13 protein-coding genes are annotated in these 16,710 nt (G+C 52.5%); 3 read left to right on the top strand and 10 right to left on the bottom strand.

Annotated features, from left to right (window positions below):
- Nucleotides 1-40 precede the first annotated feature (40 nt).
- Nucleotides 41-667: a DUF1802 family protein gene (locus tag M3223_RS11790; RefSeq protein WP_251561579.1), complete on the bottom strand. Its 627-nt coding sequence runs from the start codon at nt 665-667 to the stop codon at nt 41-43.
- Between the two features lie 112 nt (nt 668-779).
- On the opposite strand from M3223_RS11790, the gene mtnK reads away from it, so the two are divergent.
- Together mtnK and mtnA are read left to right on the top strand one after the other, a co-directional pair.
- The gene (gene mtnK / locus M3223_RS11795) at nt 780-1,991 is read left to right on the top strand and encodes an S-methyl-5-thioribose kinase (RefSeq protein ID WP_251561581.1); all 1,212 of its coding nucleotides are present in this window, start codon (nt 780-782) and stop codon (nt 1,989-1,991) included.
- A gap of 64 nt (nt 1,992-2,055) precedes the next feature.
- Nucleotides 2,056-3,144, top strand: a complete 1,089-nt coding sequence (gene mtnA, locus M3223_RS11800; RefSeq protein WP_251561583.1) for an S-methyl-5-thioribose-1-phosphate isomerase — start codon at nt 2,056-2,058, stop codon at nt 3,142-3,144.
- An 87-nt stretch (nt 3,145-3,231) separates the two neighbouring features.
- Here the strand turns inward: mtnA and M3223_RS11805 are convergent, their stop codons facing one another.
- Both M3223_RS11805 and M3223_RS11810 read right to left on the bottom strand, forming a co-directional pair.
- Complete coding sequence (locus M3223_RS11805; protein ID WP_251561585.1) at nt 3,232-3,549, bottom strand: YunC family protein; 318 nt, start codon at nt 3,547-3,549, stop codon at nt 3,232-3,234.
- Nucleotides 3,550-3,627: 78 nt separating this feature from the next.
- Nucleotides 3,628-4,233: a biliverdin-producing heme oxygenase gene (locus M3223_RS11810; RefSeq protein ID WP_251561587.1), complete on the bottom strand. Its 606-nt coding sequence runs from the start codon at nt 4,231-4,233 to the stop codon at nt 3,628-3,630.
- Nucleotides 4,234-4,433: 200 nt separating this feature from the next.
- Here M3223_RS11810 and M3223_RS11815 point away from each other — a divergent pair, with 200 nt between their 5' ends.
- Entirely contained in the window at nt 4,434-4,889 is a 456-nt protein-coding gene (locus M3223_RS11815) for a hypothetical protein (RefSeq protein WP_251561590.1), read from the top strand.
- 71 nt (nt 4,890-4,960) lie between these two features.
- On the opposite strand, the gene M3223_RS11820 is transcribed toward M3223_RS11815, so the two are convergent.
- From M3223_RS11820 to M3223_RS11850, 7 genes are all read right to left on the bottom strand, one after another.
- A complete protein-coding gene (locus M3223_RS11820) occupies nt 4,961-5,344 on the bottom strand; it encodes a DUF423 domain-containing protein (protein WP_251561592.1) in 384 nt (127 codons plus the stop codon).
- Between the two features lie 140 nt (nt 5,345-5,484).
- The gene (locus M3223_RS11825; RefSeq protein ID WP_251561594.1) at nt 5,485-6,510 is read right to left on the bottom strand and encodes a LacI family DNA-binding transcriptional regulator; all 1,026 of its coding nucleotides are present in this window, start codon (nt 6,508-6,510) and stop codon (nt 5,485-5,487) included.
- A 296-nt stretch (nt 6,511-6,806) separates the two neighbouring features.
- Nucleotides 6,807-8,168, bottom strand: coding sequence for an ABC transporter substrate-binding protein (locus M3223_RS11830; protein ID WP_251561595.1), 1,362 nt, complete (start codon nt 8,166-8,168; stop codon nt 6,807-6,809).
- A 63-nt stretch (nt 8,169-8,231) separates the two neighbouring features.
- Nucleotides 8,232-9,071, bottom strand: coding sequence for a carbohydrate ABC transporter permease (locus tag M3223_RS11835; protein ID WP_251561597.1), 840 nt, complete (start codon nt 9,069-9,071; stop codon nt 8,232-8,234).
- 14 nt (nt 9,072-9,085) lie between these two features.
- Nucleotides 9,086-9,979, bottom strand: a complete 894-nt coding sequence (locus tag M3223_RS11840) for a carbohydrate ABC transporter permease (protein WP_251561599.1) — start codon at nt 9,977-9,979, stop codon at nt 9,086-9,088.
- Nucleotides 9,954-11,090 (bottom strand): Gfo/Idh/MocA family protein, encoded by a 1,137-nt coding sequence (locus M3223_RS11845; protein ID WP_251561601.1) that lies wholly within the window; start codon nt 11,088-11,090, stop codon nt 9,954-9,956. The genes M3223_RS11840 and M3223_RS11845 overlap by 26 nt, the downstream gene beginning before the upstream one ends.
- An 876-nt stretch (nt 11,091-11,966) precedes the next feature.
- A complete protein-coding gene (locus tag M3223_RS11850) occupies nt 11,967-16,610 on the bottom strand; it encodes an S-layer homology domain-containing protein (protein WP_251561603.1) in 4,644 nt (1,547 codons plus the stop codon).
- Nucleotides 16,611-16,710 lie beyond the last annotated feature (100 nt).

Here is a 16,710-nt window from a genome sequence, read left to right on the forward strand (position 1 = left end):
TGATTCTCAATAATAATTTTAGTATAAAACTCGTTATAAATCAATGTTCGCCCGCTGTTCCCAAAAGGTTGCGGATCTCGGCGCAGCGCCGTTCGAACTCCGCGTCGTCCAGTACAGGAACCGCCCCGTCCGCTGACAGCGGCGGTCCGGCGGATATCCACGACTTACAGCCGGTAAAAGCCGGCTCCATCGGAAGCTCAATCGGCTGCGGGAGCCGATAAACGCGGAGCAGCAGCACATGCAGCGGATCCCGGCGTTTCCACTTCAGCCGTTCCATCGCAAAATCGTCGGTCCAAATATGCAGACCCCGAATCCGCTCCAGCGCCTCGGGCTCCGTCACGAGAATATCTTCAGCGGCATGAGCCCGGCTGGAGATTACGATCCGTGAAGCTTCAGGTCCGTCCCATTCCCCAAGCACCTCGTCCAGCAGCCCCTGAGCCTGCTCCTTCAGAAGCTCGCGGCGCTGATGCTCATAAGCCGGCATGAGATAAAAGTCGGGACTCTCCAGCTGGAACTTGCGCGTTTCCTCAGCAATTCCGCCTTTGCGCAGCACGACGATTTGGCGGCCCTGCTCCAGCGCGCGAACCGTCACGGCCCACTCCTTAAGCGCTGCCGGCGCGGCCAGCTCATCTCCGCTAACAGGTAAATCCTTCCTATTAATCGCCAACACACTCCTTAATCAGACCTGTCTCGTGCCATTATATCAAATGTAGCTATTTCAAGTCGAAAAAAGATGGGCTATAATCCTATCATCATGACCAGGAAAGGCGGTTTTAAACATGCCAGGGTATCATCCTTACAGCGAGGCCGAGGCAATCGAGCTCGCGCGCTCCTTCAGCGAAATTTTCGCATCGGGAGCCGAGCTGAGCTGCCGCGAAATCGGAGACGGAAACCTTAATCTCGTCTTCCATATTACCGAGCCTGCCACAGGCAAAGGCCTTATCATTAAACAAGCTCTTCCTTACGTCAAAGTGTTCGGGGAATCCTGGCCGCTGTCCGTGGACCGCGCGCGCATTGAGGGAGAAGCGCTCAAAATTCAGCACAGCCTTGCTCCCGAGCTTGTGCCGCAGGTGTTTCTGACCGACCGCGAGCAGGCGATTACGGTGATGGAGGATTTGAGCAATCATATTATTATGCGCAAAGGGCTGATGGAGCGTACCGTCTATCCCCGTTTCGCGGGCGATATCTCCACCTTCTTGGCGCAAACGCTGTTTTTCACCTCCGATCTCGGCATGAGCCAGCAGGAGAAAAAGCTGCGCCAGCAAGCATTTGTCAACGTTGAGCTATGCCAAATTACGGAGGATCTTATTTTTGACGAGCCGTACCGCGAGCATGAGCGCAACAACTACGAGGATTCTATCGCTGACGAAGCTGCCGCGCTTCGGAACGACGGCGAGCTGCTCACGGAAATCGCCTTCCTGCGTGAAAAGTTCCTGACCCGCGGCGAGGCGCTGCTGCACGGCGACCTGCATACGGGAAGCATCTTCGCCCTGCCTGATTCAACTAAAGTTATCGACCCGGAATTTGCTTTTTACGGCCCGATGGGCTTTGATATCGGCGCGGTAATCGCCAACCTGCTGCTCAACTACGCCAGCCAGGAACATTGGAGCGGTGACGAAGCTTCCCGCCGCGAATACCGCGAGTTTCTGCTGGAGACGGTGCGCGGCACCTGGACGCAATTCAGCGCCAAATTCCGCACGCTGTGGGACGAGCAGTGCAAAGACCCGGTATTCTCCAATGCACCCGGCTTCCAGGATCTCTATTTGGACCGTCTGCTGCAGGACACCACAGGTTTTGCCGGAGCGAAAATGGTGCGCCGCATCGTAGGCTTCGCCCATGTCGCCGATCTGGACGCCATTCCGGACGACGCTGTGCGCGAGCGCGCCAAACGTCTCGGCCTTTCCATCGGCAAAGAGCTGATCCGCCGCAATCGCACGCTTGCTTCCGTTGAAGACATAATCGACATTGCCATGACGGCTGCTGCACGATAACATTTTGGGAAGAGGTACCCCCTCTTCCATTCGATTTTCCGAAAGTCTGGAGGTTTTCAATCACATGTCTACAACTGCCTACCCCGGCCTGATCTCGCTGATCTGGGCGGAGAACCAGCTGCAGCTGCTCGACCAGCGGCTGCTGCCGGAAGAAACCGTTTATTTGCCGCTTACGGACGCAGAGGGCGTCTGGGAAGCGATTCGCCATATGAAAGTGCGCGGAGCTCCTGCCATCGGCATCGCCGCCGCTTACGGGCTTGTGCTCGGCAGCGGGCTGCCGGGACAGGGCGGGACGGACGACAGCCTCGGCGCTTGGCTAACCCGCGTTCAAGAAAAGGCCGCTTATTTGGCGACAAGCCGCCCTACGGCGGTTAACCTGTTCTGGGCGCTGGACCGAATGAAAGCCCGCGCCGCCGCGCTGGCCGAAACGCTGACTCCGCTTGATGAAGCGAAGCAGGCGCTGCTTGACGAGGCCATCCTCATCCAAAGCGAGGACGAGGAAACGAACCGGATGATTGGCGAGCACGCTCTGGAGCTGTTCCGCGACGGCATGGGCGTGCTGACGCACTGCAACGCCGGAGGACTTGCAACAGCCAAATACGGCACCGCTCTTGCTCCGTTTTATTTGGCCAAGGAGCGCGGCATGGACATTCGCGTTTTCGCCGACGAGACCCGACCTGTGCTGCAGGGCGCCCGCTTGACGGCGTTTGAAATGCAGCAGGCCGGCGTTGACGTAACGCTGATTTGCGACAATATGGCGGGCATGGTCATGAACAAAGGCTGGATCGACGCCGTAATCGTCGGCACCGATCGCGTCGCAGCCAACGGCGATGTCGCCAACAAAATCGGCACCTACAGTGTAGCGGTGCTGGCCAAAGCGCATGGCATTCCATTTTACGTTGCCTGCCCGCTTTCCACCATTGATATGGAAACGCCGACAGGTGACGAGATTCCGATTGAGGAGCGCCACGCAGAAGAAGTAACGGAAGGTTTCGGCAAACGGACTGCTCCGCAAGGCGTCAAAGTGTTTAATCCCGCTTTCGACGTCACTCCTGCGGAATATGTATCGGCCATCATTACCGAGAAGGGCGTCATCCGTCCGCCTTATGGCGATAACCTCAAAAAGCTGTTCGCTGATTTAAAAAATAATTAATCTTTTGCCGTTTTAGGATGCACCCGGCACAATAAAAGGCTTCTGCACAGCGGATAATCCGCTGAGGCAGGAGCCTTTTTGGCAACGTTATAAAGAAGCGAGCTTGCGCACCGCGTCCATGCCCTTCATACCGACTGACAGGCCAGCTGCCTGGGCAGCCTCGGTGACCGACTCAAGCGGCGCATCCAGCAGCTCCTGAAGCGTGCGCACGCCGACAGCGCGCGCTGCCAGAACGCCTCGCTCCTTCAGCTTCGGATTGCTGTCAAACAGCGCAACGTCTAACGCTCCGCACATGATATATCCTTTATCTGTCGTGACCGCGAGCAGCGTTGTTTTGGGCAGCTTCACCTCTACACCAAGCGCTGTCATTCCGTCCCCCAGCGGGATCGGAACCATCTGCATCATCGTTCGTTACCTCCCTCCAACCGCGCTTCCACATCCTATGCTCAACGGGTCGGGGATGGTGAACGTTATGACAGCCCGCTAATTGCTGGACAACGTTTGTCCGGCCGTCACAACCCAGCGCTCCAGCAAGCGAAAGGTTTCCTTTGCGGCCGTAATCGTTTGCTCCTCACTGCCGGCAGCTCCCTGTTCAATAATCTCACGCATTTTTTGCCAGCTGCTGCGCGTCTCGTCACCGTAGGCGTAAAAATAGCTCAAGCCCGCCCCTGGCTCCAGCTGCAGGCTGCTGCCAATTTTGCGTGATATAATCTGACCGCCGAGCGTAGAGCCCTCAAGAACATATAAATAACCGAGTTTTTTAGCCGTCGCGGACAGATCGGGCAGCTCCAAACAGAGCGGCAGCTCGCCGATTTGTCCGGGGGTCAGCCCTAAGTACAGCAGATCCTGTTCGATGAGCGGAGCCTTTGCCCGGTCTGCCTCGCTCAATCCGAGCTCCTCAAGCTGCGAGTCGGGATAGATCTCGTTTTCTGCCGCTTTGATAAATCCATAAAATAAGATCAAATACCGCCGGTACTGCTCCCGTGTCATCGAACCGTCCATAATGGCCTTGGCGTATTCGTTGTTTTCCATCCGCTTATGCTCTTCGGATGTTTGTTCGCGAAGCCGTTCCATGATGCCCGTACTCATGCAGCCACCTCTTCCTCAAAAAGTCGTACTTTCTGCGAAAACGTATGTCCTCACGACTCCCTGCTCTCTTGCGTTTCTCCATCATACCAGATTACCAATTCGCCATCGAATTGCGCTAAAAATAGGACTATATTATCAGCAAATCCAGTGATATAGTTAATCTATTATTAAATTAACGTTCGGAGGAACTATACCCCGCCATGAACGACAAAGGCCTTCATACCTATTCTTTTCAAACGGATCTGGTCATAGATGCGCACACCCGCGAGCAGGCGGAAGTTCTGCTCAAGCAGCTTTTGGATACGGCCGGGTTTTCCCGATACCATATTAACAAGGGCTCGCTCATCGGCGCGTCCATCGCGGATGGCAGCAGCGCCAAGCTCCCGTCCACAACAGCTCCCGCCCCTGCGGGCAGCTCTCCAGCCGCGCCGAGCGGCAACGAGCTTCACAACCTGGCTCTCGACATGATCCGGCGCTGTGCGGAGGACGGGCGGCTTGTACGGCTGAGCATTAACCGCGGAAAAGGCGTCAGGCTGAGCGTTCCGTGCCGCATCGTCAATTGGGACGAGCAAAAGGGACTGCTTACGGTGTATCATGTGGACGAAAAGCAAGTGTACACGTTCGGAATCGGCGAAATCGACGATTTTATTCTTTAATGAAAGGGACCCTTTACCTGAGAGAAGATTTCTTCCCAGGTAAAGGGTCCCTTTGTTGCAGATCGCAATACTCAATTGTCGAAGCGGGCTCTCCAGGCGCTGTACGCCGTAATTCCCCAGCCGAGGATAAAACATGTTCCGCCGATTGGAGCGATTGCGCCTAACCAGCTAATCCCCGTCATGCTTAACACATAGAGGCTGCCGGAGAAAAAGAAAATCCCCGCATTGATCAGACGGCCTCCGATCCGCAGGCCTCTGCGCTCACCAAGCTTACTGGCAGCAAACGCAATTAGAATAAGCGCAATGGCGTGGTACATTTGATACTGAGCGCCTGTTTCGAATACCGCAAGCATATCCGGGTCCAGCCGCTCCTTCAGGCCATGCGCTCCAAACGCGCCGAGTGCAACAGAGATAAGCGCATGAACGGCGCCGTAAGCTATATAACGTGGAAACATTTCGCGGCTCACCTCATCCATCATCGTTCCATTCCGGAACGGGCTGCCGTTAGTATACCATGACCGCCAGCGTTCAAGCGATAGAATCAGAGAGTCGAGTCGAATCGATAGGGCGATTAAGAGAATTCGTTTGTTATACTTCAAACCTCTGCAGCGGCGGCAACCTTTTCGCTGGAGCGGCGGATGATCAGTTGATGAGGAACTGTCATGCGTACCGGCAGAGAATAATCGCCATTTAAATAGCTGTACAGAAGCTTGACTGCATAGATGCCCATCTCCATTTTGGGAACATGGATGGTCGAGAGCGGCGGTGAAGTAAATTCCGATATCTCAATGTTGTCGACGCCAAAAAAGGCAATATCCTCGGGTATGCGCAGCCCGTGCTCGGAAGCGGCCCGCATGGCGGCGATTGCCATCGTGTCACTTGCGGCAAAAATCGCCGTAGGTGCAGACCCGTTCCGCTCAAACGCTTTTTTAGTCAGCTCATAGCTCAAGGCAACATCCCACTTCACATCAATAACCCAGTCATCGTCAATGGACAGACCCGCTTCGCGCATCGCTTTTTCATATCCGAGATACCGCTTTTCCAAACGATAAAAGTCGTGATACTCCGAACCGCCTAAATATCCGATCCGTTTATGGCCGGAACGAATCAAATACTCCACTGCCTCCTGGGCCGCTCCCATCCGGTCGTAACCGACGACAGGAACGCTGCGGTCCGGCAAATCAACACCGATGACAGCTCTGACATTGTCTTTAATCCACCGGTAGGCATCGGGATCGATGCGCTCAACGATAATAATTCCGTCGATATGCTGCTCGCGCACAAGCTGCTGCAGCTGCTGCAGATCGGCCGGCTTTTCGATGCTGAAGGTGAACTCCAAACGCAGTCCCGCTTCCTCCAAGGCGCGCTCAATTCCGCCAAGAATGACCATGAAATAAGGATTATTGTATTTATTCTGTGGCGCAGCAACGACGCAGCCAATCCGGTATGAGGAAGGCTTGGCTTCGTTTCGGACGCCTTTGTAGTCGAGTTTTTCGGCTGCTTCCCGTATTTTGCGGCGGGTTTCCTCACTTACAGAGCGGGAGAAATCATTTTTCATCACTCTTGAAACCGTAGAGATCGAAACGCCAACCATCTCGGCAATATCCTTTAGCTTGGCCATTTTGCTTACCTCTCTTCATCAACTCAACGCTTAAAAGACTTAACCTTTAGCTTTGCAATATTTTCACGTTCTCAAGTCTTTGGCGCAAAATTTGTTCATTATTTGCGCTGCCTAAATTCTAAAGCTACTCACATTCCATGTCAACAATCCATTATGGTTCACGCGCTAATGGTTTACATCCCATCCAGCCGCCCTGAATATGCGGAAAGAAGGAAGCTGGATCGGCCTCCTTCTTTCCGGTTATGCGCTACGTTTCTTCTTCGACTTACAGGGTTAATTTCCTTTGTTTACGACAATTACTTTACCTTCGAGGCCAGGTCCTTCAGCGCCGCGTCCAAGTCGCCTTCGCCAGCCAGCGGCAGCTTCAGCGACTGCTCTCCGTATGTCCATACAAGATCGGTTTTCTTAGCCGTGAACGGAGATACGATGCCGAACTTTTGCGCGTCAAGGAAGATTTTGTTCGCTTCGCCTGCCGTTTGGATATACGCATCAGCAGCGGCTTTGTTCGCCGGGATGGAATAACCTTGCTTCGCCAGCTCCGTTTGTCCTTCTGGACCAGCCAGCCAAGTAAGCAGCTTCATCGCAGCTTCTTCATGTTTCGTCGATGCGCTGACAGCCATGCCTGCCGGTTGAACGACGGTTTTGGTTTCTTTGAACTTAGGCAGGTAAGTAATGCCGTAGTCAATTTTGGCTTCTTTATAGTTCGTCGTATTCCAGTTGCCGCCCGGGTTCATCGCAACTTTGCCCGTTGTGATGGCCAGGTTGACTTGTCCGCCGAGACCTTCGATTTGAGCAGGCGTCGTGTTAATCTTTTTGTTCTTAGTAAGATCGATGAAGTAGTCCAATACTTCTTTAGCTTCCGGCGTATCAAGCGCCAGCGTGCCGTCATCATTCACAAGCTTAGCGTTGTTGGACCACAGCTCAGGCTCAAGGAACCAGTCCATTGTAGAGCCAGGAGAGATCGACATGCCCCATTGCGCGATATTTTTGGCGTCAAATCCAGCTTCGCCTGGATTTTTCCCGTTTTTGTCCAGCGTCAGCTTGGTTGCGATATCCACAATCTCATCCCAAGTCGGCTCAAGAGAAGGCTCTTTGGCGCCCTTCGGATTCGTTTTTGCATCCTTAAACAGCGCCTTGTTGTAGTACCATACGATGACGTTTGCATCAATTGGCAATGATACTTGTTTGTCCTGGAACTTGTGCAGTCCGAGCAGGCTCGGATCGATATTGTTCAGGTCGAAGCCGCCGTCCGCAAGCGGTTTGTCCAGCTCTTTAAAAATTCCCAGCTCAGCGTACTTCTCAATGAAAGCAAAGCTTGTTTTAAATACGTCCGGGAGTGTTCCGCCGGCCGCGTTGGCCGTCAGTCCGTCCCAGTAGCTGCCCCAGTCTTTGCCTTCCAGCTTGACTGTAATATTTGGGTTGGCAGCCATGAACTTGTCGAGCAGCTCCTGCGTGCGTTGAAGCTCTTCCGCCGTGCCCCACTGGGAGTAAGTAATGGTGACCGGCTCTGCTTCTTTTGCTGGAGTTTGGGTGTTTTCCGATCCCGAGTTGGCGGGAGGGGTGTTGCCGGTATTCGAATTATTCGATCCGCATCCTGTCGCGACAAGCGCGATCGACATGGATAAAGCGAGCAAACTGATTTTGGCATTTGTTTTCATGCATAGGTCCCCTTTGGTTTCATTTGAAAACAAAATATAATCGTTCTAATATTGCCCATCTTTCTACCCTTTCGAACCGGTCAGCACCACCCCCTCAACGATGTAGCGTTGAGCAAACAGGAACAGCAGAGCAATCGGGATAATGCTGATAAACGCGCCCGCCGCAAGGGCCGGGAAGTCCTGGCTTGTTTGGCCGATCAGAAGCTGCAGGCCTACACTGAGCGTAAACTTTGTGTTTTCTTTGAGATACAGGAACGGTCCCAGAAAATCCAGCCAAGAGTTAACGAAGGCAAAAATTACGGTTGTAACGACAATCGGTTTGGACAACGGCATGATTACTTTGCTGTAAACGGTCCAGCGCCCTCCGCCGTCCAAATAAGTCGCTTCATCCAGCTCATGGGGAATCGTCATGAAAAATTGGCGGAACAGGAAGATGTAGTACGCTCCACCAAGCCAAGCCGGCACGATGAGCGGCAGCCAAGTGTTGATCCAATCCAGCTTCGTGAACAGCACATAGGAAGGAATCATCATGATGGAAGGCGGAATCATCAGCGTAGCGAGTACAATTGGAAAAAGATAAATTCTGTGGCGCGTGTGAAAGCGGGAGAAACCGTAAGCTACGATTGAGCTGGATATGACGGCGCCGATAACAATCAGAATTGAAATCGTAAATGAGTTGCCGATCCAGTTCCACATAAGAGGCTGTACCGAAAATAATCTCTTAAACGACTCCAGCGTAATCGGATCCGGGATGATGGAAGGCGGGACTTGGTACGTTTCTGTCTTTGTTTTGAGCATGGTGGAAAGCATCCAGAGCAATGGCCCTACAAATAAGGCAAGCGTTACGGTGAGCAGCGAATACTTCCCCAGGTTTTTAAGTCCATTCGGTTGCGGTCTGTCCATGGTGGGGACTCCTCCTATTTCTCGCCTTCATAGTACACAAAGCGGTTAGACAGCTTCATGAGCACAAACGTGATAAGCGAGATCATTGCGAACAAGAAGATGGACTGCGTCATGGCCATGTTGAATCTCAGGTCAGTGAAGGCCGATTTGTAAATGTTGTAGACAAAGGTGTAGGAGGCGTAGTTCGGCCCCCCTTTGGAAAGGAGCAGCGCTTCGGTAAACAGCTGGAAGTTGTACATCGTCTGAATGATAACGACGAACAGAATCGATGGGCTAATCATAGGCAGCGTGATGGTAAAAAATGCACGGGTTCTGGAAGCGCCATCAATTTTAACCGCTTCGTACAGATGTCTTGGGACGTTTTTGAGTGCGGCCAGGAAGATTAACACGCCGCTGCCCGAAATCCACACTTGAAGCAGAATAATAACCGGCTTAATTGTATTTTCTCCGCCTAGCCAATCCGTCTTTGGAAGCCCGAACAGGGAAAGAAATGCGTTTAGGACGCCGAATTCGGAGTTAAATACGAGCCGCCAAATAATGACCGTCGCTACAATCGGAACGAGCGTTGGCAGGTAATAAAAGGCACGGAATAAAGCGATTCCTTTAACGTTGAGATTAAGCAGCATTGCGATCAGCAGCATACCGGTTGTAACAACCGGCACCCCGATGACGACAAAGTAGAAGGTGTTGAACAAGCTTTTGCCAAAAGTCGGGTTATTGAACATGTCGACAAAATTATCAAACCCGACAAAGTTGTAATTCGCCGCCCCCGGCAAGCGAGCGTCCGTAAATGCGTAATACACCGAAGTTCCAAAAGGAATAAGGAAAAAAAGCATAAATCCGATTAGCCAAGGCGCGATATAAAGGAAGAACAGCGGAGTGTCAAATTTTCTCAAGCTGCCTTTCATGTTTCCACCCCTCGCCAGTTAGTTCGTGTAAGTAGACGTACCGCTCCTCGACGATGGACTTTTCAGCCGCAAGTGCGACCAGAAGCGCATCCCGGCCCACTTGAGCCGAAGCGGAAGGCTGTTTGCCCTCGCGGATGCATTGCACAAATTCAACCCGCTGCGTTTGGCCGCCGGTATGACCGCCCATGATGGAATCCGTCGTAATATCGATATCAAGATGCTCATGCGTGGAGTCTGCGCCGCCGACGATATCGATCGTTTTGTCGTTGCGGACGACCATTTGAGCTCCGTTGTCGCCAATAAGACCGATTTCCAATCCCTCGCCCATCAAATTCCTTGGCTTAAGGTACATGCACAAACCAAGATTTGCCTTGCTGCCATTCTCATATTCAATTGTTACAAAGGCATGATCGACAATCGATACATCCTTGATTTCCTTCGTTGGATAGTGCGTGTACGAGTTTGTAATTTGGTTGGACTCGCCCTGCTTCATCACATGCTGTCCCCCGGTTGCGAATACCCGCTTTGGACGGGACCCAATCATCCAGTTGAAAATATCGAAGTGATGGCAATCCTTCTCAACAAGCGCTCCGCCGGAGCGGTTTTTATCATAAAACCATTCGGTTGGAGGAAACGGATCCCGGAATTCCTTGCACCACATCAGCTTGACTTCGCCGAGCTTGCCGCGGGAAAGCTCCTTCTCCATGCGGCGATAAACATTGGAATAACGGTACACAAGGCCGATCTGCAGGAAACGTTTGTTTCTCTCGGCTGCTTCAATGATTGCGTCGCAATCTTCAATCGTGTGCGCAACAGGCTTTTCCAAGAAAACATGTTTGCCTGCGTCCAGGAAGGCTACCGCAACTTCGCGGTGCAGGTAGTTCGGCACGGCGATCACAACCGCATCGATATCTTCCGCATTCAGCAGTTCCTTATAATCGCTGCAAATGACCGGCTGGGAGTTTTTCAGCTCAACCAGCGTTCTCTGCACGTTGGCCTCATTGCCGTCGCAGATGTATTTCACTTCGCAATCGGGCAGAAGATCGAATCCGATGCAATGATGCGATCCCATATCGCCGACCCCGATAAAAGCCATTCTTAGCTTGTTCATGTTGAGCACTCTCCATTTATCATGATTGCGCCAATCCCTTTACCGTCGACAGCAAAGTTAAGCCTTTTCATAACCTGATTATAGCCCAAACATTAAAAAAACGTCAACAATTTTTGGCTGATTTTTTAAATATTTTGCGCCAATTATTTGCTTAGTATAAAATCAGCTCATTTATCACGCTTTAAGCTTCAATTCATCCTCAAATTCATGTTCTTTCAGACAATTTGTCAACGTTTCCATTTCATGAGGTTTCGTTTTATTTGCGCCAAATATTTTCTTCATTGATCAAAAAGAGGGTTGACCCCCGTAAGGTCGTTCGGCGTCCTTACGGATGCCACTCTTCGGCTTTATCTGCTCCGTAAGGTCGTTTGACGACCTTACGGAGGCTGATCTTTGGTTTTGCCTGCTTCGTAAGGTCGTTCGGCGCCCTTACGGAGGCCATTCTGCGGCTTTGCCTGCTCCGTAAGGTCGTTTGACGACCTTACGGAGGCTGATCTTTGGTTTTGCCTGCTTCGTAAGGTCGTTCGGCGCCCTTACGGAGGCCATTCTGCGGCTTTGCCTGTTCCGTAAGGTCGTTCGGCGCCCTTACGGAGGTCATTCTGCGGTTTTGCCTGTTCCGTAAGGTCGTTTGGCGACCTTACGGAGGCCGATCTTCGGTTTTGCCTGCTCCGTAAGGTCGTTCGGTGTCCTTACGGAAGCGAGCCTGCGCCCCCGAATGTTTTCACTTCCGGTATGTCGAATGGCTTTTCCTTGCTCACAAGTTTCCGAAGCAGGCGGCGCTTACGATTTAACAAAAACGGGAGAAAGCTGAGCTCAGCTTCTCCCGTTTCTATTCCTATACTTATTCTCAATTGATTTTAAAGCTCCAACAAAAAATTAACGGTTTAGCAGATGCAAGATGCGAGCCAGCATAACAGCAGCTTCCGCGCGAACAGCTCCATCCTTAGGACGCAAGGAACCTTCGGCATCACCTGCAACAAGCGACAGCGCTGCAGCTGCGCGGACGCTTTCCGCTGCCCAGCCGGAGATAGCGGCGGTGTCGGCAAAAGCCGCGCCTTCCTCAGTGCTGTCTAGCTGCAGGCCAAGCTGTTTAGCGGCTCTAACCGCCATAACAATCATTTCCTCGCGGCTAATGGAACGGCCTGGCTCAAAAACGCCTTCGTTTCCATTAACAAGTCCCGCCTCCTGCGCAGCGGCAACTTCAGTACTGAACCATGCCGTTAAAGGAACATCGCGGAAAGGCTTCGTTTTGTCCGTTGCCTGCGGAAGCTGCAGCATACGGACAAGCATCGCGGTGAACTCCGCTCTTGTCACCGGAGTGCGGGTCTGGAAGCGGCCCTTCTCGTCGCCTTTAATGATTTCTTTGGCGGAAAGCTCAGCCACCGCATTGCTTGCCCAGTGGCTTGGCGCCAAATCCGCATAGGATTTGCTGTAATTCAGCCATACGTACTCTCCCGGCCCGCTGATCGTTGCAGCAGGCTGGCCTCCAACAAGGCGCGCCGGATGCAGCTTCAGCGCAGAAGCTTCAACTTGATACAGATTAACGAGCGAGGCTTGATCCACATTTCCAGGCAAAATAACGGAGATCGGCGCCGAGAAACGGGTGAGCTCACTTGATTTAGTATTTTCCTTCACAGCCAGCTTAACGCTGAAACCAGCTGCTGCTGGTTTTACCGTCGCTTTTTGGCTCAAGCCGTAAGCTGAGGCAGCCGATTGAGCTTTATTGCCTGCCAGCGCTTCGATACCGATGGACAAACTTGCCGCACCGCCAGCCGCTTGGCCTTTAGCCTGCTTTAATACATCACCGGGAATTTCAAATGTCGTATCTCCCGACTTTACGATAATGGCCGGGCTGTCTTTGAGCGCTTCCGCCGAAAGCGGCAGCTGGAGGATTGTTTTGCCCGCTTCAAGCGTGAGAACGACTTTACCTCCTGTCAGGGCAGGGGACTGAACCAGTTGCACTTTATCATCCAAGCCCGGAGTAGGACTAGGTGTTGCTGTTGGACCAGGAGTTGTGACCGGTGTTACTGTTGGTGTTGCAGTTGGAGTTGCAGTTGGAGTTGGTGTTACTGTTGGTGTTGCAGTTGAGCTTGGCGTTGGCGTTGGTGTAGATGTAGAAGTTGGCGTTGGGGTGGAGCTTGAGTCCGTTCCCGTTACCGCCACGCTTCCAATTTTATAACGCCCATCGCTCTGCTCGCCGCCAATTGCCAATTTAACGCCCGGCTGGCCCGTCGATGGATCAATAATTGCAGCCTCAAGCTGGTACGTTCCAGTTTTCAGCGTAGCCGGAAGCTGAAGCGCAGCGCTCACGTTGTGACGTCCTGGCAGCAGATTGATCAAGTCGGTCGCCGTATCCTGATAGTTGTACACCACTTCGCCAACCGTGTTGCGCAGGCTGTATTCGATATTCCAGTCCTGATAGAAAGGCGCTACGCCTTTGTTGTTCCAGATGCTTTCCACCGTTAATTGGGCGCCAGCATTAACAGCCGGACTGCTTTTCACCGCTTCAACAACAAGACGGTAGCCCATCAAACGCTGCATTGCATCAATATTGGATTGAATCTCCGTTCCATATGGAGTTCTGGCCGGAGATGACGGACCGAGCCAAGTCGTATGGCTATCTCTCATTTGGCGAAGCGACTCCATAATCGTATCGTCCGTGAGGAAGCTTTCTGCATCGCCGTTTGCAAACTCGCCGCCGGAGTAATTCGTTTTCCAGTAATCCGGCATTACGGATGCAGCCAATACTTCATTCGCTTGGGACGGATCGTCCACAAACTCCACGATGCCGCTCCAGCCTTGTTTACTCCAGCCAATGAATTCGTCCGTGCTGGATTTAATGCCAAATACGTCATTGAACAAGCCCATATTATTTTCTTCTGCAACTGGGAACGGCTTGCGCATTCCTAATGGAATATTTTTGAAAGCGTCCAAATAGTGCTGGACGTATTGGTTCGACACGCTAAGCTTAGGGAATACTCCCGTACCTGCCGGCCAAGTGTGCCATTCTCCCCAATGGCCCAAGCTGCCCAGCTGAAGATGAGCAATGAGGGAGTCGTTGTCGTAACGAGCTGCTACGGCGTCAATCATTCGTTTGTGTTCTTGGATGAGAATAGGACTGTCGTAATTTGGACTAAAGCCTGCACGAACATCCCGGGTAAAACCATTGTAATGGGTGCCCGGATCTCCAGCTGCATCCAACTCCTCATAGAGCCAATCCGGAATATCCATATGCGGCTCGCCGGTCGGCGTATCCAAAACAAGACGCAGATTGATTCTTTTTCCGAGCGATCTCCAATAATCGAATTGGTATTTCGCTTCGACGCCTTCCCAATCAAATACGCCTTTTTCAGGCTCAAGCTCTCTCCAGCTAACTCCGACGTAAACAAGGCTATGCTGCTGCTCATAAGGCGTCCCTTCAGGATGGCTGCTGCTCCTCGCCCATGCGGCCCAGCCCATGAACGGGTTGTTCAGCACCTCAAAGCTCTCGCGAGGATAGAAAATACCGTCATCATGAGTAAAGCTCGTCTGATTCACGGTCAGCATAGGCGAGCCGGAAGCCGGAACCTCGGCAATTCCGCGCTGAAGCCAGCCAATTTCCACCGGACCGGGAGCGCTCAGGCCAATCTGTTCAAGATAAAGCGCGATTTCAACCCAGTTGTCCCCGGCATTCAAACGCACTTGACCGCGCTCGTCCCAGCTGGCTTGCGCTGCGTTGTATGCGTAAAGAGTGCCCTTTTCGATTTTGTAATCGTAGGCCGCCCCTTCCCACTTGCGCGAGTCCGAATTACCGGAATTGCCGCTGCCGCTATTAATATAGTAAATATTGCGAAGATCAAGCTTCTCGCCGGTGATTCGCATGTACAGTTTCTTTTCATCCTGAGCCGCCTGCAGAGAATAAGAAGTTTGGCGCGCAGTTGCCCCCACCTCTACATCCGCCCAGTCGGAGTCCAATCCGTCGACCACAATCTGCGCGGCTTCATTCACGATCGGTATAATTGCCGGATCACCGGTGCGCAGAGGAGCCGTATAGGTGTTGCTTTTAAAGCCGGTATGAATGGTTTTTTGTGTTGTAACGCCGATTGCCTCCAGCGGTAGCACCCATTCAATCACTTTGTTGTCGCCGGTGCCGGACCGCTCGTAAGGGAAACTGGTTGCCGTATTGGTCCAGCCCCCGCTGCCGTTCGACATGTATAGAAACCCGTTTTGGACAAGGAAATCCGCCGCGAACTTGCCCGCCCAAGCTGACGAGGAGTTCCCCGTGTTGGCGTTTTTGTCCGTATCAAGCAAATAATGCTCCCACAGGGCAGGGAATTCTCCGTTGTCGATTTTACCCGTAATCAGTCCGTAAAGATTGCCGTTGCTGACATAGGCTTTAACCTGGGTGGTGCCTTCTGTAGTCGTTGAAAGGACTGGCACAGCGCCCCAATCCACCGCGTCGCCGTCAACGCTAATACGCGGCTGTTCAATCAGCGACAGCTCAAGCGGATCTCCGCTAGCCGCAGGCAAAGCATAAGTATTGCTCAGATAGCCCATATGGATGCTTTTTGCAGACCCGGCATTCAACTCCGATAAAGGCAGACTCCACTCAATCGTTTTGTTTTCGCCGGTTCCGCCGCTTTGATATTGGAGCTCAGTTGTTGCTGTATTCCAGCCGCCGTTTCCGTTTGGCACGTAAACGCTACCTGCCTGGACAAGAAGCTCAGAGCCTAACTTGCCTGCCCAAGCCCACATGGAATTGCCTGTAGCGGCTTTGCGGTCGATATCCAGCAGCACATGCTCCCACAGGTTGGGGAATTCCCCGGAATCAAGCTGGCCTTGCGCCAAAAAATACAGCTTTCCGTTGCCAACCGCATATTTCAGCGTCGTTTTGCCGTCATCGCTTGCAATCAGCGGCGGAACATCCGTCCATTCCGTGCCGTAGGCGTCAATTGTTACCGTCGCCGGAGCTTGCGGAGCCGGGTCTCCCCCGGACGATTTGGTCAGCCGCACGCTCATCGTCGTTTCGCCCAATTCCGGCAGCGCATATCCGTCACTTTCAAAGCCCAGCTTCAAACGCTCCGGTGCCGTTCCTCCGAGCAGGGACATGCTGATCTCGTATTCAACGCCGCTTGGTGAGACCGCCATCAGAGCCATTCCCTGCTCGGTCCAGCCTTCATTCTCGTAACGATAAACCTTGTCATTAAATAGTTTGTAATCTGCACCAACGCCTCCATTCCAGTAAATGAGCTTGCTACCGGTGGCCTCGTCCGAATCCGTATTCAAATATAGTGTTTTGTCTTTCTCCAGCCCGGTTCCGTTTACGAGCACGTACAGCTTGTCCTCATTCAGAACGGCTTTTATATCCTGAAGCTTGTTTGCGCGCACCGAGCTGACCGCTTCGGAAGACAACCAGTCATCAAAGCTGCCTGCTTTAAAACCAGTCGGCTCCGCGTTAACCGGGGTAGCTCCTCCCCATGCGCCGATCGGCGTTGCAACTGCGGCAGCCAACAGTAGCGCCGTTAATCGTTTTCCTTTCATCCCTGTTCCCCCTAAGTAAGTATTAAGACGATAATAAAGCGCTTTCATATACCTGAAAAGCTGACCCAAATCTCTTTTTAAGCGTTTTCCCCTATGTTGG

This window comes from Paenibacillus pasadenensis (genome assembly GCF_023715725.1).
GTDB lineage: Bacteria > Bacillota > Bacilli > Paenibacillales > Paenibacillaceae > Paenibacillus_O > Paenibacillus_O pasadenensis_A.